General features: G+C 52.0%; 18 protein-coding genes. 6 read left to right on the top strand and 12 right to left on the bottom strand.

The window, feature by feature from the left end:
- Positions 1-51 precede the first annotated feature (51 nt).
- Positions 52-1,716 (top strand): methyl-accepting chemotaxis protein, encoded by a 1,665-nt coding sequence (locus ABRZ28_RS08055; protein WP_319603168.1) that lies wholly within the window; start codon positions 52-54, stop codon positions 1,714-1,716.
- Positions 1,717-1,794: 78 nt separating this feature from the next.
- Here the strand turns inward: ABRZ28_RS08055 and ABRZ28_RS08060 are convergent, their stop codons facing one another.
- Positions 1,795-3,306 carry a PepSY-associated TM helix domain-containing protein gene (locus ABRZ28_RS08060; RefSeq protein ID WP_330519967.1) on the bottom strand — a complete coding sequence of 504 codons (1,512 nt, stop codon included), beginning with the start codon at positions 3,304-3,306 and terminating at the stop codon, positions 1,795-1,797.
- 110 nt (positions 3,307-3,416) lie between these two features.
- A complete protein-coding gene (locus ABRZ28_RS08065) occupies positions 3,417-3,830 on the bottom strand; it encodes a DUF2946 domain-containing protein (RefSeq protein WP_330519969.1) in 414 nt (137 codons plus the stop codon).
- A 554-nt stretch (positions 3,831-4,384) separates the two neighbouring features.
- On the opposite strand from ABRZ28_RS08065, the gene ABRZ28_RS08070 reads away from it, so the two are divergent.
- Together ABRZ28_RS08070 and mdoH are read left to right on the top strand one after the other, a co-directional pair.
- A complete protein-coding gene (locus ABRZ28_RS08070; protein WP_319603165.1) occupies positions 4,385-5,953 on the top strand; it encodes a glucan biosynthesis protein G in 1,569 nt (522 codons plus the stop codon).
- Complete coding sequence (gene mdoH, locus ABRZ28_RS08075) at positions 5,946-8,504, top strand: glucans biosynthesis glucosyltransferase MdoH (RefSeq protein WP_330519970.1); 2,559 nt, start codon at positions 5,946-5,948, stop codon at positions 8,502-8,504. The genes ABRZ28_RS08070 and mdoH overlap by 8 nt, the downstream gene beginning before the upstream one ends.
- A 100-nt stretch (positions 8,505-8,604) precedes the next feature.
- On the opposite strand, the gene mdtG is transcribed toward mdoH, so the two are convergent.
- Positions 8,605-9,831, bottom strand: coding sequence for a multidrug efflux MFS transporter MdtG (mdtG, locus tag ABRZ28_RS08080; RefSeq protein ID WP_330519972.1), 1,227 nt, complete (start codon positions 9,829-9,831; stop codon positions 8,605-8,607).
- Between the two features lie 218 nt (positions 9,832-10,049).
- A complete protein-coding gene (locus tag ABRZ28_RS08085) occupies positions 10,050-10,970 on the bottom strand; it encodes a Kdo(2)-lipid IV(A) acyltransferase (protein ID WP_319603162.1) in 921 nt (306 codons plus the stop codon).
- 385 nt (positions 10,971-11,355) lie between these two features.
- On the opposite strand from ABRZ28_RS08085, the gene trhO reads away from it, so the two are divergent.
- Positions 11,356-12,423 carry an oxygen-dependent tRNA uridine(34) hydroxylase TrhO gene (gene trhO, locus ABRZ28_RS08090; RefSeq protein ID WP_319603161.1) on the top strand — a complete coding sequence of 356 codons (1,068 nt, stop codon included), beginning with the start codon at positions 11,356-11,358 and terminating at the stop codon, positions 12,421-12,423.
- A 52-nt stretch (positions 12,424-12,475) separates the two neighbouring features.
- Here the strand turns inward: trhO and ABRZ28_RS08095 are convergent, their stop codons facing one another.
- From ABRZ28_RS08095 to pyrC, 6 genes are all read right to left on the bottom strand, one after another.
- Positions 12,476-13,051, bottom strand: a complete 576-nt coding sequence (locus ABRZ28_RS08095; protein WP_319603380.1) for a YceI family protein — start codon at positions 13,049-13,051, stop codon at positions 12,476-12,478.
- 29 nt (positions 13,052-13,080) lie between these two features.
- A complete protein-coding gene (locus ABRZ28_RS08100) occupies positions 13,081-13,635 on the bottom strand; it encodes a cytochrome b (protein WP_319603160.1) in 555 nt (184 codons plus the stop codon).
- Between the two features lie 340 nt (positions 13,636-13,975).
- Positions 13,976-14,230, bottom strand: a complete 255-nt coding sequence (gene bssS, locus ABRZ28_RS08105) for a biofilm formation regulator BssS (protein WP_319603159.1) — start codon at positions 14,228-14,230, stop codon at positions 13,976-13,978.
- A 217-nt stretch (positions 14,231-14,447) separates the two neighbouring features.
- Positions 14,448-14,705 carry a hypothetical protein gene (locus tag ABRZ28_RS08110; protein ID WP_319603158.1) on the bottom strand — a complete coding sequence of 86 codons (258 nt, stop codon included), beginning with the start codon at positions 14,703-14,705 and terminating at the stop codon, positions 14,448-14,450.
- 239 nt (positions 14,706-14,944) lie between these two features.
- Complete coding sequence (gene dinI, locus ABRZ28_RS08115; protein WP_319603157.1) at positions 14,945-15,184, bottom strand: DNA damage-inducible protein I; 240 nt, start codon at positions 15,182-15,184, stop codon at positions 14,945-14,947.
- Between the two features lie 177 nt (positions 15,185-15,361).
- Positions 15,362-16,405, bottom strand: coding sequence for a dihydroorotase (gene pyrC, locus ABRZ28_RS08120; RefSeq protein ID WP_330519974.1), 1,044 nt, complete (start codon positions 16,403-16,405; stop codon positions 15,362-15,364).
- Positions 16,406-16,609: 204 nt separating this feature from the next.
- Here pyrC and ABRZ28_RS08125 point away from each other — a divergent pair, with 204 nt between their 5' ends.
- Complete coding sequence (locus ABRZ28_RS08125; RefSeq protein WP_319603155.1) at positions 16,610-16,897, top strand: putative quinol monooxygenase; 288 nt, start codon at positions 16,610-16,612, stop codon at positions 16,895-16,897.
- Between the two features lie 126 nt (positions 16,898-17,023).
- On the opposite strand, the gene rne is transcribed toward ABRZ28_RS08125, so the two are convergent.
- A complete protein-coding gene (gene rne / locus ABRZ28_RS08130) occupies positions 17,024-20,473 on the bottom strand; it encodes a ribonuclease E (protein WP_330519976.1) in 3,450 nt (1,149 codons plus the stop codon).
- A gap of 581 nt (positions 20,474-21,054) precedes the next feature.
- Here rne and rluC point away from each other — a divergent pair.
- On the top strand, positions 21,055-22,011 hold the full coding sequence (gene rluC, locus ABRZ28_RS08135; RefSeq protein WP_319603153.1) for a 23S rRNA pseudouridine(955/2504/2580) synthase RluC: 957 nt from the start codon (positions 21,055-21,057) through the stop codon (positions 22,009-22,011).
- Between the two features lie 39 nt (positions 22,012-22,050).
- On the opposite strand, the gene ABRZ28_RS08140 is transcribed toward rluC, so the two are convergent.
- Complete coding sequence (locus ABRZ28_RS08140; protein ID WP_319603152.1) at positions 22,051-22,638, bottom strand: Maf family protein; 588 nt, start codon at positions 22,636-22,638, stop codon at positions 22,051-22,053.
- Positions 22,639-22,723 lie beyond the last annotated feature (85 nt).

Genomic DNA, 22,723 nt, shown 5'->3' on the forward strand with positions numbered 1-22,723 from the left:
GGCGGTTATTTTCTCGGATGAAGATCGAATGGATAAACAAAGGAGATTTCAATGAACTTGTCCAACTGGCGTATAGGAACTCGATTAGGCGCAGGTTTTGCTTTCCTGGTGCTAATGCTTTTGATTGTCGGCAGCGTCGCGGTAACAAAATTGACTGATTTTAATAAAAAAATGGATGACATTGTTTCGCAGGATTACCCATTGACGGTAAAAAGCAATCAGTTAATCGATGAGCTGAACGCCTTTCTCAATAATCAGCAAGTGTTGTTTTTATTAACGACGCAGGCTGAAATCAATCATCAATTGGAGCTTGGTAAGGAAAACTCAGTAAAGATCTCTCAGCTAATGGATTATCTGCAAAAACATGTGGTGGATGAAAGGTCGATGGCGGTTCTGAGTTCAATTGGCGATATCCGCAGAGATTTCCTTGCTTCGGCAAACAAACTGTCAGGTTTTATTGTTGCCGGAGATGTGGAAAGCGCGACCAAAGAGTATTTCAACGTAACGCATGTCGCTCAGCAGAAGTATAAGGATAAAGTCACTGAGCTGATTGATTCTCAAGATGCGAAAATGTCTGAATCGGCGCAGGATGTCGCGGAAAGCTACAGAGAGACGCTAATCGTCATGGCCGGCGTTATTATCGCCAGCATCATCGCGGGGTTGGTTATTGCTTTGTCGATCACGCGTAGTGTGACGCGTCCGATACAGGATGCGTTGGTGGTGGCGGAGAACGTCGCCAAAGGGGACTTAACGTCGGAAATCAAGACTGACCGCAAAGATGAAACCGGGATGTTGCTGGCGGCATTGCAGAATATGAATACCAGCCTGAGGCAAATTGTTACCCAGGTTCGGGATGGCGCAGAAACCATTTCAAGCGCGGCATCTCAGATTGCGGCGGGTAACCAGGATCTGTCTGCCAGAACGGAAGAGCAGGCCAGCTCTCTGGAAGAAACGGCATCGTCAATGGAACAACTGACTTCGACGATAAAGAACACGGCTGATAACACCCTCCAGGCGACGGAACTTGCCGCGAATACCTCGGACACCGTGGAAAAAAGCGGCAAGATGATGACCATGGTGACGCAAGAAATGCGCGGTATCAGGGATTCCTCACAGCGTATGGCTGAAATTATCGGCGTGATTGACGGCATTGCCTTCCAGACCAATATCCTGGCGCTGAATGCCGCCGTAGAGGCGGCTCGTGCGGGTGAACAAGGCCGGGGATTCGCTGTTGTCGCCAGTGAAGTTCGCGCTTTGGCGCAAAGAAGCGCTACCGCGGCCAAAGAGATTAAAGAATTGATTGATGATTCATTCAATAAGGTTCAGGACGGTATGGGGCTGGTGGAGGAAACCGGCGTTACGATGAATTCTCTGGTAACGAATGTGCAGGGCGTTAACAGCATTATCAGTGAAATCGCTCAGGCAAGCCGTGAACAGAGTGATGGCATCAACCAAATCAATCTGGCGGTCGGACAAATCGACACCACGACGCAACAAAATGCGGCATTGGTTGAAGAGTCGGCCGCCGCAGCGCTCTCTCTACAGGATCAGGCGCATAACCTTACTCAGACGGTCAGCGTATTTAAACTGGGTTCGGCGCATACCGGCTCAACCGTGAGCAAGAAAGCGAAAGACCCGGTATTGTTGCCGACAAAAAGCGCGGGAACGACGAGCGAGAAGACCTCGGGCGGACTAGCGGACTGGACCACGTTTTAAATCGTTCTGCCGTATCGCTTGACGCTGATGGCCGCCAGTGAAGCATTCAATGGCGGTTTTTTTCCGGATAGGATAACGCTATTCCCGCAACGTTTGGGGAATAGCGGTTCGATGCAAATGCCAGCGCATGACATCGATCAGGATAAACAGCAGTAAGCTTACGCCCATAACGGGCAGACAGATGGCAACCAGAGCGCTAACGGCGATGAATAGCATCCTGGGAACGCGGCCGATCTGTAATAGCGCCCCGGTCAGCGTTTTAACCGGATTTCCCTCGCCGCGATGCCTGGGACGTCGAATCCACCACATGCGATATCCCCAGACGATGGTCGTGCAGAGCCCAAGACCAAAAACGGCTAACACGACCTGATTGGCTAAGCCAAACAAAACGCCCATATGCGCATCAACGCCCCAGCGGGTTAATTTGGCCGCCAGTGGAAAAGTACTGAAATCCGTTTTGTCGACGATCTCGAGTGTCTTGGGATTGACCGCAACGGCATCGACCTGAGTCGGCCAGGCGCGATCGATTTCCGCGACGGTCCAGGCCTGATTGGCCTGCCGTGCCGGTTTTATCTCGATCTTCCTGGCATCAATGCCTGCATTTCTGGCGGCGGTTAATACGCGATCGAATGTTTCCGGCGGGGCTTCCACTCCGTGAGCAGGGGAGTGGGTTTCGTGATGCGCCGCGTGTTCATCCGCATGCCTATGTTCATGCTCAGCCGTCGTATCGCGGGTAAGCTGTGTTTTCACCGCAGGGGTTTGCCAGCCCAATAGGTTTCTGACCACTGAAATGTTGTTGCCGGCCCACTGTGACCAGGTCAGACCGGTCGCGGAAAAGAACAGCATTCCCGCCATCAGGCACAATCCCATGGTCGTATGCCGACGGCGCAGACGTCGCGTTTGTGCCGCCGGCGTTCGGGCAGGTTTATTTTTACGTCGCCTGCCGGGAGCGGTAGAACGACGAGTCGCCCCCCAGATGAGCAATCCGCCCAGCGCGGCTACCCACAACCAGGATGCGGCGAGTTCGCTATAATTGCGCCCGAAATCACCGAGCAATAATCCCCGATGCAGATAATCAATCCAGGTGCGAAAAGGGAGAATGCCGCTGGTGCCATAGACGGTTTCATCGCCACGGATCGCCAGCGTGACAGGGTCAATAAAGATGGCTCGATTCTCCGATGGCGCCAATTCGGGCGAGGCAAACATCACTCTTGTCGTTTCACCCTGTCTGGCGGCCGGTCGGATGGCGGCCAATCGAGCGTCATGATGATGCCCGAGCTCGGTTTGCGCGGCGACGATTTGCGCTTCCAGCGAGTGGGGGACGCCGTGACTTTCGGTAAAAAGCTGATGAGCGTAGAGCCGGTTTTCAATTTGCGGCGTCAGCACATACAGCGTCCCGGTAAGCGCGGCGACGAAAATGAAGGGGCCGACAAAAATACCGATATAAAAATGAAGACGAATCAATAAGGCGATCATCGCGGCTCGCGTCGATACGGCGTCTGCTGATATCACGCCTTGAGATAACGAGGGTTCGGACGCTAGCGTCTCCTGAGGCGAAGTCGGCGCTGCCCGGTTTTTAAGATGCGGCATAAAACCTTCTGAAATCAGTTGGTAAAAATGACCAGACCAGAAACGATATTCGGCAAGAATATCGCAGTCAGATTTTCTTTATAAATAGCCGAAGGTATTTCGGCGCAGTTTCAGAGAGGCGGCGCGCGCGGAATGGGAGAGGCGAATCTCTCGATCAGAATGACGCTGGATTGGGCGGCGGCGATGCGCAGTGGGGATAGATAGCGCTTCACCGTAATGACGATACCGGCTATATCGGATAATGCGGGCGTGTAGAAGAACAGGACGCAGTAACCGCAGGCTTCGTGATTCGCCATCAGGGACGGCTGGGGAGGCGAACGATCGTGAGCGCCGGCCATGTCGTATCCGGCGTGATGGTGATGCCCGGTTGAAGTCGTTGCTGCGTTTAACGCCTGGGGCCGGGCGTTGCCATGATCGCGATGAGCCAGCATTTGCGAGAGCGCTGGCGCAATGAAGATGGTCAACACGGCGAAGATACCGAGCCAGGCCGGGAAACTTCGCGGCCGCAGCGAAAGTAAAAGCATAAACGTGGCGCCAAAACCGTCTCGGATTCAGTGGCGGACACTGTACCCTATTTATGTTGGTTTTGTTACGTAAATGTTTGCATGCCGGTTTGGGAGGGTGAAATGGCATCCGGTATTCGCGTTATCTTTTGCCATAGCAGGCGATCAGTAAACGGAATATTCCTGAAGCCAGAGCGCGTAGGTATCCGATATAGTGGAGTAGACGTGGCCCAAATAGCCATTTGGGAAAGCAGGTTTTTCCTGGCCGCGCATGAGGAAATGGCGTTTTAATGGCTTCGGGCAGCCAAAAAACGTGTCAAAGTAGGGAGAGGAGGTCGTTTTTTATGTCAATGCAAACCGGTTTCGATGTAAGCGAGGTGGCAAAGGGATTGCGTGCGGAAAGTGAAAATGCCCTCTGTTTTCCTTTTTTCATCAGGACTATCATTTATCGGCGTACCGATTGTCTAAACGCTGACCTATTATGATGAATCATCTGGTTATCGAGTTGTCGTAAAGCTAACTTATCCATTAATATGGATTTTAATTGATTGAAGCACACGAACACAGGGGGAGTTGTGCTGGTTAATAAACTTGGGTCTAAACAGCGGGCTGCTGGCCTTTGCTGGCTTTCAGCGGTAGCCGTGCTGTCTTTGAGTACAGCGCCGGCTTGGGCATTTTCTATCGATGACGTTGCTCGACAGGCAGAGGCGTTGGCGGCAAAAGGTTTTGATGCGCAGAAAAGCAATCTTCCAGCACAATTTCGTGATATGAAATTTGCCGATTACCAGCAAATCCAATTCAATCAGGAAAAATCATACTGGAACACGCTACAGACGCCTTTCAAACTTCAGTTCTACCATCAGGGTATGTATTTCGATACGCCGGTGAAAATTAATGAAGTGACTGCCACGACGGTAAGCGAGATTAAATATTCAGCGGATTACTTTAATTTCGGCTCCGTTAATCATGATCCTGAAACGCTGAAGAACTTGGGTTTTGCCGGTTTTAAAATTCTCTATCCAATTAATAAAGCGGATAAGAATGATGAAATCGTCAGTATGTTGGGCGCCAGTTATTTTCGTGTGGTAGGCAAGGGACAGATATATGGGCTGTCTGCCCGCGGTTTGGCTATCGACACCGCGTTGCCTTCCGGCGAGGAGTTTCCGCGTTTTCGTGAATTCTGGATTGAACGTCCTAAACCGGCCGATAAACATCTGGTGATTTATGCCTTGCTGGATTCGCCGCGTGCGGCCGGGGCATACCGCTTCGTGGTTTATCCGGGCAGCGACAGCGTTGTTGACGTTCAGGCTAAAGTCTACCTGCGGGATAAAGTCGGTAAGCTGGGCGTCGCACCGTTGACCAGCATGTTCCTGTTTGGACCCAATCAGCCGTCTCCAACGCTGAACTATCGTCCTGCGTTGCATGACTCTAATGGGTTGTCGATTCATGCCGGTAACGGCGAGTGGATTTGGCGTCCGTTGAATAATCCTCGACACCTGTCCGTCAGTACTTATGCGATAGAAAACCCGAAAGGATTTGGTTTGTTGCAGCGCGGCCGCGATTTCTCCGCTTATCAAGATCTTGACGATCGTTATGATCTGCGCCCAAGCGGCTGGGTCGAGCCGAAAGGCGACTGGGGCAAAGGTAAGGTGGAGCTGGTTGAAATTCCCACCGCGGATGAAACCAACGATAACATCGTTGCGTTCTGGACGCCGGATGCTTTACCTGAAACCGGCAAGCCTTTGGAGATAAAGTACCGTCTGCGCTTCACCAACGATGAAGAGCAGTTGCATTCACCCGATATTGCCTATGTTCAGCAGACCCGCCGCTCCACCGGCGATGTCAAACAGTCGAACCTGATTCGTCAGCCTGACGGTTCCGTCGCTTTCCTCGTGGATTTCGTCGGACCATCGTTAAAAGAGATGGACGAAGCAACGCCGGTCACATCTCAGGCCAGTATTGGCGACAATGGCGAGATTGTTGAAAATAGCGTCCGCTATAACCCGGTAACTCATGGTTGGCGTCTGACACTGCGTTTACGCGTCAAAGATAACAAACAGCCGACAGAAATGCGGGCTGCGTTGGTCAATGGTGAAACCACATTGACTGAAACCTGGAGCTATCAGCTACCTGCCAATGAATAAGTCAACTTCTTCTCTCGATTATATCGAGAAATTACCCTTGTCTGCCGAGCAGGCAAGGGCGCTGCGTGAAAAGCTACCGGAATCAGAGTCTATCGATCAGTCTGCATTGCATCAGATATTGTCGGATGGCAGCCAGGTCAAGATTCATTCAGAAGACGATGTCGCGTTGAAGTCGGTTAGGTCTCGTCTGGAGATGGCCTGGTCTGATGGCCTGGACAACGATAAGCAATTGGGCGAAGACACCGAAGGCCGGACGGCATTGCAGGCTATGCCCAAGATCACCCGATCTTCCATGTTTCCTGATGTCTGGCGGACGAATCCGCTGGTGCGCTGGTGGGAAAGTCTGTTGGGCCGCACGGCGATGCCTCGTCATCATTATCATGATGCCAGCCCGGAAGAGACCATCGCTGAAAACAGGTGGCGCATGGTGGGTACGATGCGGCGCTACATCCTGCTGGTGCTGACGCTTTTTCAGACAGCGGTCGCCACATGGTATATGAAAACCATCCTGCCTTATCAAGGTTGGGCGCTGGTCGATCCGTTTGAAATGGCGGATCAGCCTTTGATGCGCTCGTTCCTGCAACTGCTGCCGTATGTATTGCAAAGCGGTATTCTCGTTTTGTTTGCGGTTCTGTTTTGCTGGGTTTCGGCCGGTTTCTGGACGGCGCTGATGGGATTCCTGCAACTCCTGATTGGACGGGATAAGTACAGTATTTCTTCCACGCTGGTGGGGAATGAACCGCTTAATCCGGATCATCGTACCGCGCTGATCATGCCTATCTGTAATGAAGATGTAGAGCGCGTTTTCGCTGGTTTGCGGGCTACGTATGAATCCGTGGCAGCGACCGGAGCGCTCGACCACTTTGACATTTATGTGCTGAGCGACAGTAACGATCCGGATACCTGCGTCGCAGAGCAAAAAGCCTGGATGGAGCTTTGTCGCGATGTGGGCGGGGAAGGGCGAATTTTCTACCGTCGCCGTCGCCGTCGCGTGAAGCGTAAGAGCGGCAACATTGACGACTTCTGCCGTCGCTGGGGCAGTCAATACAGCTACATGGTGATTCTGGACGCGGACAGCGTGATGAGCGGCGAATGTTTAACGTCGCTGGTCCGGCTGATGGATGCGAATCCCAATGCGGGTATTATCCAGTCTTCGCCGAAAGCCTCTGGCATGGATACGCTATATGCGCGCTGCCAGCAGTTCGCCACGCGCGTTTATGGTCCGCTGTTTACCGCCGGTTTACACTTCTGGCAGTTAGGCGAATCCCATTACTGGGGGCATAACGCCATTATCCGCGTGAAACCCTTTATTGAACACTGCGCCCTGGCGCCATTGCCGGGCGAGGGATCGTTTGCCGGGGCTATTTTGTCCCATGACTTCGTCGAAGCGGCATTGATGCGTCGTGCGGGCTGGGGCGTTTGGATCGCCTATGACCTGCCGGGCAGCTATGAAGAGTTGCCGCCCAACCTGCTGGATGAATTGAAACGCGATCGCCGCTGGTGTCATGGCAACCTCATGAATTTCCGCCTGTTCCTGGTTAAAGGGATGCATCCGGTTCACCGTGCCGTATTTCTTACCGGCGTGATGTCTTATCTGTCCGCGCCGCTGTGGTTTATGTTCCTGATGCTATCAACGGCGTTGCAGGTCGTGCATACCTTGATGGAGCCTCAGTACTTCCTGCAACCCCGGCAGCTATTTCCCGTCTGGCCGCAATGGCGCCCGGAGTTGGCGATCGCTTTATTCTCAACGACGCTGGTATTACTGTTCTTGCCAAAATTGTTGAGTGTGATCCTGATTTGCGCCAAAGGCGCGAAGGCATATGGCGGGGCGTTCCGGGTAGTGATTTCATTACTGGTGGAAATGGTGTTTTCCGTCCTGCTGGCGCCGGTCAGAATGCTATTCCATACCGTCTTCGTCGTCAGCGCGTTTCTGGGCTGGTCGGTACAATGGAATTCGCCTCAACGCGATGATGATGCCACGCCTTGGGGAGAGGCCTTTATTCGCCATGGTTCTCAATTAGTGTTGGGGCTGGTTTGGGCGATTGGTATGGCATGGCTGGATCTGCGTTTTCTGTGGTGGCTGTCGCCGATCGTGTTCTCGTTGATTCTGTCGCCGTTTGTCTCGGTTTATTCCAGCCGCGCCTCACTGGGGCTGGGCTGTAAACGCGCCAAACTGTTATTGATCCCTGAAGAGTACGATCCGCCGCGAGAACTGGTGGCGACCGATAATTACTGGCAGTTGAATCGTCAGCGTAAGCTGGAGAACGGCTTCATCCAGGCGGTATTCGATCCTTCGATTAACGCTCTCGCCAGCGCCATGGCGACGGCCCGCCATCGTTTCAGTCAGGCGATAGAGGATGTTCGTGAACAGAACGTTAATGATGCCCTGGGTCGCAAACCGGAAGAGGTGAGTGATAATCAGCGCCTGGCGCTGCTCAGCGATCCGGTGACGATATCCCGCCTGCATTACCGGGTCTGGCAACGGCCTGAACAATATGCGTCATGGGCCGATTATTACCGGAAATTATCCTCGCCGTATATTAAGGGATAACATCCCGGTACGCCGAATGGATAGGATAAAAAGCAACGGTTTGCGCCGTTGCTTTTTTTTAACCGCAATTTACCGCCATGCTTTTGGGCGATAGCGAGAGCTAATCCCCCGGCAGTTCAAGTTTGGAGGTGCGTAGCTGTAAACTGCGCCAGGAGTAGATCACATTCGCCAGGACAACCAATGCGGTTGCAATGAATACGGCGCGGAAGCCGTAAGTCGCCGAAATGGATGCGCCGATTATCGGCCCCGTCACATTACCGATATCGCGAAACGACTGGTTATAACTGAAAATCCGTCCGGCGACCTGATTGGATGAATGGTAAATCAGCAATGTTTGTACGGCGGGCAGTAACGCGCCGTCGGCCGCGCCTAACAGGAAACGAAGCACGCCAAGTTGCCAGGGAGTCTGAACAAATGCCATGGGAATTAACAGTAAAACAGACACTATCAGCATGGCGATCAGAATACGTTCCGGGCCGATTCTGTCTCCCAGTTTGCCAAGCCGCGGTGCGCTGAACAACGCGGAAACGCCGGGAATGGCGGCGATCATTCCACTGATAAAAGCCAAATTCTGTGTGTGTCCGGCCAGGTCCCGCACGAATAAGGTGAGTATTGGGGAGATGGAGCCGGTCGCGACCTGGATAATTAACGTAGTGACAAACAGGCTTAAAACCAGTTTGGGGTTTTTCAACGATATCATCACCTGCCGGCCGCTCAGCATGTCCTTTTTACGAATAGCGGTAAAACGCTCCCGCACATAAAACAGCGTGATCAGAAAACAGAGGAGCAATACGGCGGCAGTAACGAAAAACACCGGACGCAATCCATAGGTATCCGCCAGATAGCCGCCGATTAACGGGCCGATAAGCGCGCCGCTGACTGCGCCGGTAGAGAGGGTTCCCAGCGCCCATCCACTTTTATTGCGTGGCACCTGAGTGGCGATCAAGGCATTGGCATTAGGTACAAAACCGCCTAGCACGCCGAGCGCGGCGCGAAGAAACAGGAATTGCCATATATTCTGCGCCAGCCCCATGAGCACCATGACAATGCACATCCCCAGCGCTGAGCGCAGCAGCATCAATTTCCGGCCTTTACGATCGGCCAGACGTCCCCAAAAGGGGGAAGCGATAGCGGAAAAAAGAAACGTGATGCTGAAAACCACACCGGACCACAGGTTCAACGCTTGATGACCGGTGACGCCCAATAGCTCGACATATAGCGGAAGAAACGGCATGACCAGGCTGAATGCAGCGCCAGTAAAGAAGCAACCTACCCATGCAACATAAAGATTACGTTTCCAATCAATAGGCTCCACTTCTGGTGTCATAAATTTCCGATAACAGGGTTAGTGTTTTCCACTCTTACGTCGCCATGTCTTGAGCCAAGTCGTGAGGGGAAATCAAATAGATAGCAGGCTATTAGTATGTGCCGCTAAATGGTTATCAGCAAGACGTTCATCGCTAATCTGTAAGCATTAATTGGTTTGGCGGGGGGAGAGGTGAAACCCTTATCCACACCTATTTGATGTGAATAAGGTCTTCGGGGTCAATAGAGCGAGGGTTCGCCTTCCGGACGGGTTTTAAATCGACGGTGGAGCCACATATATTGGTCGGGCGCCAGAAGGATATTGTGTTCAATGATTTTATTCATCCATGCAGCCGTCGCTTCCTCGCTTTCCAGGGGGACGTCTAATTCCGCCGGCTGAATCAGCAGCTCGTATCCTTTTCCCTTCGGTAAACGGCGAGGCACGAACGGAACGATAGCGGGCTTGGCGGTTTTTGCCAGGATGTAGCTTCCCACCGTGGTGGCGGCCTTGTTCACCGCAAAAAGAGGGACGAACACGCTGCTGCGGGGGCCGTAATCATGGTCGGGGGCATACCAGATTATTTCACCCTGTTTAAGCGCCCGGATCATACCTTTAAGATCCTTGCGATCGAGCATGGATTTGTTCGAGCGCATTCTTCCCCAGGTTTGCAACCAGTCAATCAGTTTATTATCGTTGGGACGATAGACGCCAATCCCTGCATTGTTTATCCCAAAAATGCGGGCGCCAAGCTCCAGGGTCAGAAAATGCAGTCCAATCAGCAGGACGCCGCGTTTTTGCGCCCGCAGCGGCCGTATGTTTTCCAGCCCTTTGACGGTGAACCAGCGTTCTATACGCCAGTCGGGCCAAAACCACGCCATGCCGGTCTCGATGATGCCCATTCCGACGGCTTCAAAGTTTTTTCTCACCAGCTCATCTCGTTTTGCCGTTGGCATATCGGGAAAGCATAATTCAAGATTTCGGGTGGTGATTTCAACTCGACGAGGAAGCAACCGCACGGAGAGATGACCCAGTCCGGTGCCGATACGATAAAGCCAAGGGTAGGGCAGCAATACAATAAGGTAGAGCGCGCCGATACCCAGCCAGGTTAACCAATAACGCGGGTGCAGTAATGAACGATTAAAAGTGGGGAGTTGTGTCATGGCCTCAGTGTCGAATTCTGGTGCTTGTAGGCACACATACCGTTAAAAAATAAGTGAGATACTCACTCAACAGGATAGATGATAGCGGCACTTTTATTAGCAAAAATTTTGCGGCGCGCTATAGCCTGATTTTTATACAAAAAATGAGTCGTGTTGCTAATGATAGCATTTGGCGCCAGCAGAGTGTAAGCGTTGATGCCATCGTTAAACGTTCGTTTGATTATCTAATGAGTTGAATTTTCGCCGCGCTCTGGCAGGCGCTTATTTTATATTCATGCCCTGACATCAATCCTGCTATCGGGTATGATGCCGGGCGATTCAGCGCCGGCAAAAATCTGGCGCAAAATCGCCATGATTAACCTCAATGAAGACAGGAACGTACACCATGCCAGTGTTACACAACCGGGTTTCCAATGAGGAACTGAAAGCGCGTATGCTTGCTGAAACCGAGCCGCGAACCACAGTTTCTTTCTATAAGTATTTTACGCTTGATGAACCGCAGGCGTTCCGCGATCGTTTGTATATCCAATTTGAGCAACTGAAGGTCTTTGGCCGAGTCTATATTGCGACGGAAGGGATCAATGCGCAAATCAGCGTGCCGAATAATCAGTTTGCAGCGTTTAAAGCGGTATTATTCAGCGCGCATCCCGCTCTCGATCGGGTTCGGCTGAACGTCGCGCTCGATGATGATGGAAAATCTTTCTGGGTGCTGCGGATGAAAGTCCGCGATCGGATAGTGGCCGATGGTATTGATGACCCGACGTTTAATCCGGCGAATGTCGGCCAGTATCTACAGGCCGAACAGGTCAACGCCATGGCCGACGATCCCAATACGCTTTTTGTTGATATGCGTAATCACTATGAATACGAAGTCGGCCACTTTGAAAATGCGTTGGAAGTGCCTTCGGACACGTTCCGCGAGCAACTGCCAATGGCGGTAGAGATGCTCAGGCATGAGCAGGATAAAAATATCGTCATGTATTGCACCGGCGGGATCCGCTGCGAGAAAGCAAGCGCGTATATGCTTCATCACGGATTTAAGCACGTCTATCATGTGGAAGGCGGGATCATTGAATATGCGCGTCAGGCAAAAGCCAAAGGCCTGCCGCTAAAGTTCATCGGGAAAAACTTTGTCTTTGACGAGCGGATGGGCGAGCGGATTACTGATGAAGTGATCGCGCACTGTCATCAGTGCGGCGCGCCGTGCGACAGCCATACCAACTGCCGTAATGAAGGTTGTCACCTGTTGTTCATTCAGTGTCCGGCATGTGCGGAAAAATATCAGGGATGCTGTAGCGAAAGCTGTCAGGAAGAGCGACGCCTGCCATTGGCGGAGCAACGCGCCCGGCGCAGCGGCCGTGAAAACGGCATGAAAATCTTTAATAAATCGAGAGAAGTGTTGCAATCCGCATTGCATATCCCTGCGCCTGCCGCCAGGGATGAAGAGAAATAAGCGATTAAAAAGCCCTTTCATCAACTGAAAGGGCTCATTTACCGCCGAGAGTTTATTTTTGCCGCACGCCTTCAACAGAAATGATCAGTTGAACTTCCTGCGAAGCCGGCCCCAGATCCTGGGTAATATTAAAATCTTTCAGCTTGATGGTGCCTTCGGCTTCAAATCCGGCGCGATAGTTACCCCACGGATCATTACCCTGACCGATCAGTTTTGCCTCTAACGTCACAGGTTTGGTTACGCCGTTTAAGGTCAGATTACCGCTGATATCGTATTCATCGCCGTCTTTTTTCACTTCCGTGGACGTGAATGTCGCCTGAGGATATTTGGATACGTTCAGGAAATCCGCACTGCGGATATGCTTGTCACGTTCCGCATGATTGGTGTCGACACTGTTGGTATTAATGGTGACATTCACTTTATCGCCGGCCGGGTTGGCTGGATCAAAAGTGAAGGCGCCATCAAAATCGTTAAAGCCGCCATAAATCCAGCTATAGCCCAGATGGTTAATGCGAAACTGGATAAACGCGTGCTGGCCTTCCTTATCAAACTTGTAATCGGCGGCCAAAGCCGATCCGGCAGAGGCTAGCAAGGATGCGGCAGTCAGGCCCAGTAGTGTTTTCTTCAGCATCGGTATTTCTCCATTAATTCGTAAGGTTAAGAGATGTTGCGACCCAACATCCGTTTCAACGTCGTATCACCATCTATAAAGTGGTGCTTTAATGCGGCTAAACCGTGCAGAGCTGACAACGCTACCACCACCCAGGCAAGATAGAGATGCACGGTACCGGCAACATCGGCTTGGTCCGTCAAACCGCTTAAGGTGGCTGGAATAGAAAACCAGCCAAAAACTGAAATAGGTTGCCCCTCGGCAGTGGAAATCAGATAGCCGCTGATCAATATTGCAAACAGCACCACGTAAAGCGAGATGTGCGCCAGGGTGGCGCTAATGCGAGTCAGCGTTGAATAACTTTTTAATGGCGGAGGCGGAGGGGAAAGAAAACGCCAGATCACGCGAAAAACCATAATGGCGAAAAGCAATACGCCGATGCTTTTGTGGATCTCGGGCGCGCGGTGATACCACACATCGTAGTATCCCAACGTTACCATCCAGAGTCCCAGGGCAAACATACCGTATACGGTTAACGCGCCTATCCAGTGGAGAAGAATACTGACATGACCATAACGAGATGAGGTATTACGCCAAAGCATAGTTATGACTCCTTATCAGGTAACCTGTACAATTTTGCAAACTTAAACATGTCCAAACACAAAAGCAATATAAAGTCACAACTTTTAACAAATAGGCGAATTTGAACAATTTTTTTGAATTGAAATTCATATTTTGTTCAATCCGATGCAGATGGCGGATAAAAAGAATCAATCCCTGCCGGGCGCTTTCTTTCGCGTACGGTTGAGCGTGATGAACAAAAAAAGAAGGTGGTCTGGCGGTTAAAATGACAACACCGTCAGCGAGACGGTGTTGTCATTGGGAGAGTGAATCAAGAATCAATAAATCTGGTAGCAAAATAATAATAAACGTTATCAATGGTTAATGCTTTCTATAATCCAGGGATTGACAATCTGTTGATTCGATTTTTGCAATGCCTGCTTCAAGTATGTATATCAGCTTCCTGGCTACATCTGTCGTTAACCATAACGTACGGTCAACCTGTGCTTCATCTGGAGCCTGATCCGAAGTGGCTAAATAGTGTAAACGGATCATCATGGCATCATAACTGTCAACGGTGCTGATGTCCCAACCTACAAGAGGATGTGTCTGAATAACTTCATTTTCTCTATCCATAAATACCCCTTATTGACTAGTTACTAACATGAGTGACTAACGAGGTTTAAGGTGGCCCCTTATTTAGAAGAGCACTAACAGTATATCGTCGCTTATTTAATTTATGGGAAATATTTTTAAAAAATCTGCAAAAAAAGTTTTTGGACGCTAATTAAACAATCCGGAGCGAAAAAACATTCATCCCGGACTGTTGCGGTGAATGGAATAAATGAAAATGCTATTCGGTATTTAAACCGGCATTTTTCTCCAGGGTGGCGACAAAACGAGCAAGATGTTTTTTCAGCGAAGGATCCCGATTCTCATTTTGAGATTCCAACTTCAGATTGTGGATCAAAAGCTGGTTTGCTTTTTCATCAAGACAGAAAACCAGAGACGAAAATGCAAGCTCTAACGCGTCAATCTTGCGCTGCTGTGCGCCGATTAGCTCCAGCAGTTCACCGAATGTCATTGCTTCTTCCGGTTTTTCTACTGTCATAATAGGTATCCTCGGTTATAACAGGATGGCAAGATGCCCGGTACATGAATCATTACAGCCTATAATTTATCATTGAGCCAAGCCTTTCTACAGCCAAAATTTCTTCGCCCGTCCATGGGCGCGCTTTTCAGAACGCCGTCAGCGGGGTTAAAGACGCCGTCGGTTTTTTATGGCGGCTATTCCTGACCGCTCCTTTTCAAGCCGTCGCAAGCGACGCTAAAAAATTTCCCCGGCATTTTTTATTCGGGTATAAACCAGTCGTCCGCGCTTTCCCAGGTTTCTTGCAGCATTTCGGAGATACGTTCCTTATCCTCTTTATTGCCGCCCAACACGGTTAGATTATTGGCCGCCGCATAGCGGATCTGGATAGGCGTATCCGGATAGTGTTGGTGAATTCGGTTACCCAACTCCTGGGTCAGTGCTTCCAGTGCGCCCGCGGGGAGAGGGGATGACTTTGCTATGGTAATTTCGACACGCATAATTGCCTCCATTGATAACTGTTTATTTATACAGTTATCAATGAAAAAGAACAAGCGCTGAAGAAAAAATCGCAGCCTGAAGCCACGGTGTAAAAACTTCCGTCCGGGGGATCAGCGATGAACGGTTTGCCGCTGAGCGGCGCCCATCACAAAGAGAGGCTATGATGGGCCGATATGTTATCGAACGGACCAGTTAAGACGTTGTCCCGCCAGGAAGGGGATTACTGACTCATCACCCATTGAAATTTCTTGCGGGAACGTCACCGGTGTACGATGCAGTTCAATCAGGCCTTCATTAACCGGCAAGCCATAAAAATGCGGACCGTTTAATGAACAGAATGCTTCAAGTTTATCCAGCGCGTCCAACTCCTCAAATACCGTCGCGTAGGCGCTCAAGGCCGCCTGGGCATTAAATACCCCCGCGCAGCCGCAGTCGGATTCTTTTCTGTGCTTAACGTGCGGTGCTGAGTCGGTACCGAGGAAAAGCCGGTTACAGCCGCTGGCAACCGCCTCGCGCAGCGCCTGCTGATGAATATTCCTTTTGAGGATAGGCAGGCAGTACAAATGCGGACGAATGCCGCCGACCAGCATATGATTGCGATTAAACATTAAATGTTGTGGGGTAATAGTCGCAGCAAGATACTCATTACCTGATACAATATAGTCCGCCGCCTCTTTGGTGGTGATGTGCTCGAATACCACTTTCAGTTCGGGGAACCGTTGACGCAAGGGTTCCATAACCGACTCAATGAACCGGGCTTCCCGATCGAAAATATCGATTTCTGGGCTGGTCACTTCGCCATGCACTAACAGCGGCATCCCAATTTCCTGCATTTTTTCCAGTACCGGATAGATGTTGGCGATGTCTGTGACGCCGTGGCTGGAGTTGGTCGTCGCATTCGCCGGGTATAACTTGGCGGCCGTGAAGACGCCTTGCTCAAAGCCGCTGACAATCTCCGCGGCGTCCAGCGTGTCGGTCAGATAGCAGGTCATCAACGGTTGAAAATCATCCCCTGCGGGGATCGCGGCCAGAATGCGCTGACGATAAGCCTTCGCGCTTGTCACGCTGGTGATCGGCGGCGTCAGATTCGGCATGATGATCGCCCGACCAAAAAAACGGCTGGTGTACGGCAGGACGGTTTCAAGCATCTGATCGTCACGTAAATGGATGTGCCAATCGTCAGGGCGGCGGATAGTTAGAATGTCTGGCAATGCGGTCATTGAATGTGCTCCAGCGGTCAGTAGAAAAACATCATCTGTCTGTTGGTTGGGACTAATACGGCGGGGAATAAGAATAAGTGCAAAGCCTTGTGAATGCATCCGTTAGTTGATGAATGCGTCAAATTAACTAGTATAGCTACTACGATTATTGGCATCCCATGCCTTATCTTTTGATCTTTAACTGTAAATTATAGAAGGACTAAAATGGAAATTCGTATCGTTGCCAGCTTACAGGCAAAAGCTGAATTTATTGACGACGTGACTGCTGCGGTGAAGGCTGCGGTGGCGCCAAGCCGTCAGGAAGCGGGAAATTTGCAGTACGATCTGCACCAAGAAATCGATAAGCCCGGCGCTTTTGTTTTTTTCGAGCGTTGGAAAAATCAGGCTGCCGTGACGGAACATGAGCAGTCAGCGCACTTCAAGCGTTTGATCTCCAGCCTTGAAGGCAAGACCGACGCGTCGACGATCAAATTGCTGAATTATCTGGACTGATAGAAAATCGCCGGGAGCGATTTTCAACGTCGCTAGCGACGGCTTGGAAAGGGGCGGGCATGGATAGCCCGCCATAAAAAAACACCCGCCAACTGGCGGGTGTTTTTGTTGCAGACGGCGCTGAGATTATTCGCTGATCTGCGTCGGTCTGGTGGCCGGCGCCGTCGCCTGATTAACGGCTGCGTGGCCGCCGGCGGATCCTTTGCCGTCGAACTGATAGGCAGGACGCTTCCAGTCGCTTTGACGTACCGGCTCTGGTTGGTAATCCGGCGCTGGCGCTTTCGTCATCGGCGCTGTGGCGTGGAACTTATAGCGCGTCGGCGCCGCCGCTTCCGTTGCTGTCGGTTGAACCGGCGTTGCCGGTTTTTGCACTGGCGCGCTCGGCGAGGCGTTTACCGGTTGAGGGGCGATTTCTTCAACTGCCTTCTCGCTTTCCTCGACAACCGCCTCGTTTTCTTCAACAGGTTCGCTTTCTGCAACGGCCCTGTTTTCTTCAACGGGTTGGCTTTCTGCAACCGCCTCATTTTCTTCAACGGGTTGGCTTTCTGCAACGACCTCGTTTTCTTCAACGGGTTGGCTTTCTGCAACCGCCTCGTTTTCTTCAACGGGTTGGCTTTCTGCAACGACCTCGTTTTCTTCAACAGGTTGGCTTGCTGCAACGACCTCGTTTTCTTTAACAGGTTCGTGTTCTTCAATGACCGGGTTTTCATTAGCAGGCTCATTTGCTTCAACGAACTGCTTTTCTTCAACTACGTCATTGTTTTCTTCGGCAACCTCATCATCCTCGCCATAGGCTCTTTCCTCTACGAGGATCGGCGGAATGGCGTCAGCATCGGTTTTCGTCTCGATAATCTCGTCAGACGCCGCCGGGGTAACTTCCTCTGCAACAATGGTCGCATTGGCCGCAGGTGCCTGCTGTACGGGTTCGGCAACGCTGGTCGCTGCATTATCCTGAGCTGCGGCTGCGATAACCGGCGCGGCTTCCACTACGGCTGGCAGACTCGGTGTTGCCATCGCCGCGTTGTTTTCCGCCTGCTGCTGCTCTTCAAGCTGCTCCAGCGATTGGTATTGAGCGACAGGGTAGTTTATCCAAACTTTACCTGACGCCATTTCCGGCGCGGCAGCGGCATATTCCACCGGCATTGGCGACTGAGACGGATAACGTTCGTCACGATAGCGGCGACGGCGCTGACCGCTAACGCGCAGATGGCGAGGTGAACGACGGGAACGACGCGGCATACCGGCATTTTCGCCATTCGCCCCCTTGTTTGCATCGGCAGCTTGCGCATTTTCCGTTTCGCTATTGTCAACCGGCGCAAGGGCAACCTCGTCCACCGGTTTAACCCGCGCAGGCGTCGTTTCCGTTACCGCTGCCTGTGCGTCAACGGCGTCCTGCTGGGCGCTTTCAGACTGTACGCGAACTTTCTGCGTCAGTTGGCGACGCTGACGACGCTGGGTTACCGGAGTCGGTTTCTCCTGTTCGGCAACGTTGTCTTCCGCTTCGGCCACCACGGTGTTTTGTGCTTTCGGCTCTTGCGCAGGCTGGCGTTTATCGTCCTGACGACGACGCTGACGCTCTGCGCGCGGTTCGCGACGCGGTTGGTCGTCGACAGCGGTTTTTTCGCTATCCTCGACTACGCGGATTTCAGGCGCGACTTCCGTATTCTGACGCTTGTTGCGACGCTGATCTTCACGCGCTTCCCGATTGTCGCGTGAATTACGATCGCGGCGGTTGTTATTCTGACGACGAGTATTACGGCGCTCTTGACGCTGCGCTTCACCTTCACTGGCATTGTCAGGCTCGGCTTGCTTTTCCGCTATCGTTTCTGCCGTCGCGGTAGACGGCTCAGAAGCGAAAATACCTTTCAGCGCGCCCAGGAAACGGCTGACGAGGCCTGGCTGCGCCGCTATCGCCGCGGCGACCGGCGCCGCTTTTTCCGCTGCCGGCGCTTTGTCTTCCGTCGGCATGGTCGGCATGCTGAACGTGGCTAACGCGGGCTGTTCCGGCTGCTTACGTTCGGCAACCTGCTCTTCCTGCAATTGCTGGGCTTCGGTTTCCAGCATCTGCGGCAACAGATAGCTGAGCGTCGGTTTTTCTTCGCCCTTGCGCACGCGCACGACGGAGTAGTGCGGCGTCTGCATTCCGTCGTGAGGGACGATGATGGCGCGAACGCCGCCCTGACGCGTCTCGATGGCATTGACCGAGTCGCGTTTTTCGTTCAGCAAATAAGAGGCGATCTGAACAGGAACGATGGCATGAACTTCTTTGGTGTTCTCTTTCAGCGCTTCTTCTTCGATGAGGCGCAGAATAGACAGCGAAAGCGATTCATTGTCGCGTACGGTGCCGGTGCCGCCGCAGCGAGGGCAAACATGGTGGCTTGACTCGCCCAGCGACGGGCTCAGGCGCTGGCGGGACATTTCCAGCAGGCCGAAACGAGAAATCCGACCAATCTGAATGCGGGCGCGATCCTGACGAACGGAATCACGCAGTCGGTTTTCCACCTCGCGCTGGTGGCGCACCGGCGTCATGTCGATAAAATCGATTACGATCAGGCCGCCCAGATCGCGCAGCCGCAGCTGGCGGGCTATTTCGTCGGCCGCTTCCAGGTTGGTATTGAACGCGGTTTCTTCAATATCGCCGCCGCGGGTCGCGCGCGCCGAGTTGATATCAATCGCCGTCAGGGCTTCCGTGGTATCAATCACGATAGAACCGCCGGAAGGCAGGCGCACTTCGCGTTGGAAGGCGGATTCAATCTGCGATTCAATCTGATAATGACTGAACAGGGGAATTTCGCCGCTGTAAAGTTTGATTTTGCTGTTGAAATCCGGGCGGCCGAGCGCGGAGATGTGCTCTTTCGCCAGATCGAGGATCTTGGGGTTGTCGATCAGGATTTCACCGATATCCGGCCGTAAATAATCACGGAAAGCGCGAACAATGACGTTGCTTTCCTGATGGATCAGGAAAGGCGCCGGGCGACCTTCAGCCGCTTTCTTGATGGCTTCCCAGTGTTTCAGGCGAAAAGCCAAATCCCACTGCAATGCTTCGGCGGATTTGCCGACGCCCGCAGTGCGGACAATAAGGCCCATGCCGTCGGGCAACTGTAAAGAGGCTAACGCTTCTTTCAGTTCGGTTCGATCATCACCTTCGATACGGCGTGAAATACCGCCGGCGCGGGGATTGTTCGGCATGAGAACCAGATAACTGCCGGCCAGACTGATAAACGTTGTCAGCGCTGCGCCTTTATTGCCACGTTCTTCCTTATCAACCTGAACAATGACTTCCTGGCCTTCGCGCAACACATCTTTGATGTTGGGACGGCCATGGGAGGAATAGTTGCTGGGGAAGTATTCGCGAGCGATTTCTTTGAGAGGGAGAAAACCATGTCTTTCAGCGCCATAATCAACAAAAGCGGCTTCCAGACTGGGTTCAATGCGAGTGATTTTACCTTTGTAGATATTTGCTTTCTTCTGCTCATGGCCCGGACTTTCGATATCCAGATCATACAGCCGTTGACCATCGACCAAGGCAACACGCAACTCTTCCTGTTGAGTCGCGTTAATCAACATTCTCTTCATCTTTAACTTACTCGTTATTTTTACTTACATTATTGATAGAGCTGCGGACAAAAGAACCGCATGACCGGAGTGAACCGATGGCCTCGTGGCTTATCGCAGGGACGTCAACCTCCCGGTTGTCGCCTGCATAGAGACGCATGTTTCGGTAGCCTGTGTTTCCTGATGGAAAACAGCGCATTTACTGAGGGAACAGCTTCTGAATAATGTTGCCAGATCTGATTCCATTTGCCGGCCAAGCTGCAATCCGCAGCCCGCTAACTGCTTGATATCACATTACGTCTTACGCCATTGCTGCGTTTGTGTGTCATCAGGCAAACTTAATAATTCCGCAATTTCCCTTGTTTTAACGGAAATCAGCGCGGAAAACACGAAAAGCATTATTCCATTGCTGACACTGTTATAGCAAGGTTACTTTGCCTGTCATCTAAAGATAGTTGTGCTGCCGTTCACCAAACTGTCGGTGATTGAGGCTAAACTCAACCAAACCTGTTGGTGTAACCCTATCTTCATAAGTCAGACTCACAGTTAAGCACAGAAAAAGAAGTGGCGCTATCCAACCTCTCTATTTAGAATCGCGCATCATGAAAACAGACAATCCTTCAGTACAATTTGTAACAATCTCCGCCGATGAGGCCGGACAACGCATTGATAATTTTTTGCATGCCCGATTGAAGGGCGTGCCTAAAAGCCTGGTTTATCGCATCTTGCGCAAGGGCGAGGTAAGGGTAAATAAAAAGCGGGTAAAGCCGGAATATAAGCTGCTCGACAATGATGAAGTGCGTATCCCGCCGGTTCGACAGGCCGAGCGCGATGCGCCGCCGGTTTCCGCCAGCCTGGGCAAAGTCGCCGCGCTTGCGGAATGCATTATCTATGAAGACGATTATATTCTGGTGCTGAACAAACCTTCGGGTACGGCGGTTCACGGCGGCAGCGGACTGAGTTTCGGCGTTATCGAAGGGCTGCGCGCGCTGCGGCCTGAAGCGCGTTTTCTGGAACTGGTGCATCGCCTCGATCGTGATACGTCCGGCGTGCTGCTGGTGGCCAAGAAACGTTCGGCGCTGCGTTCTCTGCATGAGCAATTACGTCTCAAAGGCATGCAGAAAGATTACCTGGCGCTGGTGCGGGGAAACTGGCCGTCGCATTGCAAATCGGTGCAAGCGCCGTTGCTGAAAAATATTTTGCAGAGCGGCGAGCGCATCGTTCGGGTAAATAGCGAAGGCAAGCCTTCAGAAACGCGCTTTAAAGTAGAAGAACGTTTTGAGGCGGCGACGCTGGTTCGCGCCAGCCCGGTAACCGGTCGAACGCATCAGATCCGTGTTCATACGCTACATGCCGGCCATCCGATCGCGTTTGACGACCGCTACGGCGATCGCGACTTCGATCGCCAACTGGCGCAAACCGGACTGAATCGTCTGTTTTTGCACGCGCAGGCACTGCGGTTCGCCCACCCCAATACCGGGGAAACGCTGCGGGTGGAAGCCCCCCTGGACGACCAACTGCGGCATTGTCTGAAAATACTGCGCAACGCGAAAGGGTAAATCGATTGCCGATGGCGGGATCCGGTATCCCGCTTTTCATTATATAGTCGTCAGCGGATTGATTTGTTCCGCTCGCAGCATTTGCGCCAGCGCAATTAAAGGCAGACCGACCAGCGTATTGGGATCCCGCCCGGACAATCGGTCAAATAGCGTAATTCCCAATCCCTCGCTTTTAAAACTGCCGGCGCAGTTCCAGGGTTGCTCCTTGGCCAGATATCCCTCAATTTCCGCTTGCGTCAGTTGGCGAAAATGGACGTCGAATGGCTCGACGAGACATTGCAGCCGCTGGCTGGCGCTATTAAACAGCGCCAAACCGGTAAAAAAAGTGACGCATTGTCCACTCGCCTGCCGCAATTGCCGCACCGCATTTGCCTTATCATGCGGTTTCCCGGTAATGACGCCGTTCAATACGCAGACTTGGTCGCCGCCGATAATCAAGTGTCGGGGATAGCTCGCCGCCAGCGCGCGTGCTTTGCTTTCAGCCAGCCTTGCCACTAATGCCGTCGCCTCTTCGCCTGGCAGGGGCGTCTCATCCACGTCAGGGGCGGCGCAGGTAAAGGGCAGGTTAAGTTTTTCCAGCAGCGATTTGCGATAGGGCGACGTTGAAGCGAGAACGATCTGATGCATAATTTTTTTATAAACCGTAGCGTAATAATAAAAGGCATTTTAAACTGTGTGCCGCTCTGGAAGCGAATATTGGTGAAAGGTTGTG

Source organism: Brenneria sp. g21c3, from assembly GCF_040240345.1.
GTDB lineage: Bacteria > Pseudomonadota > Gammaproteobacteria > Enterobacterales > Enterobacteriaceae > Brenneria.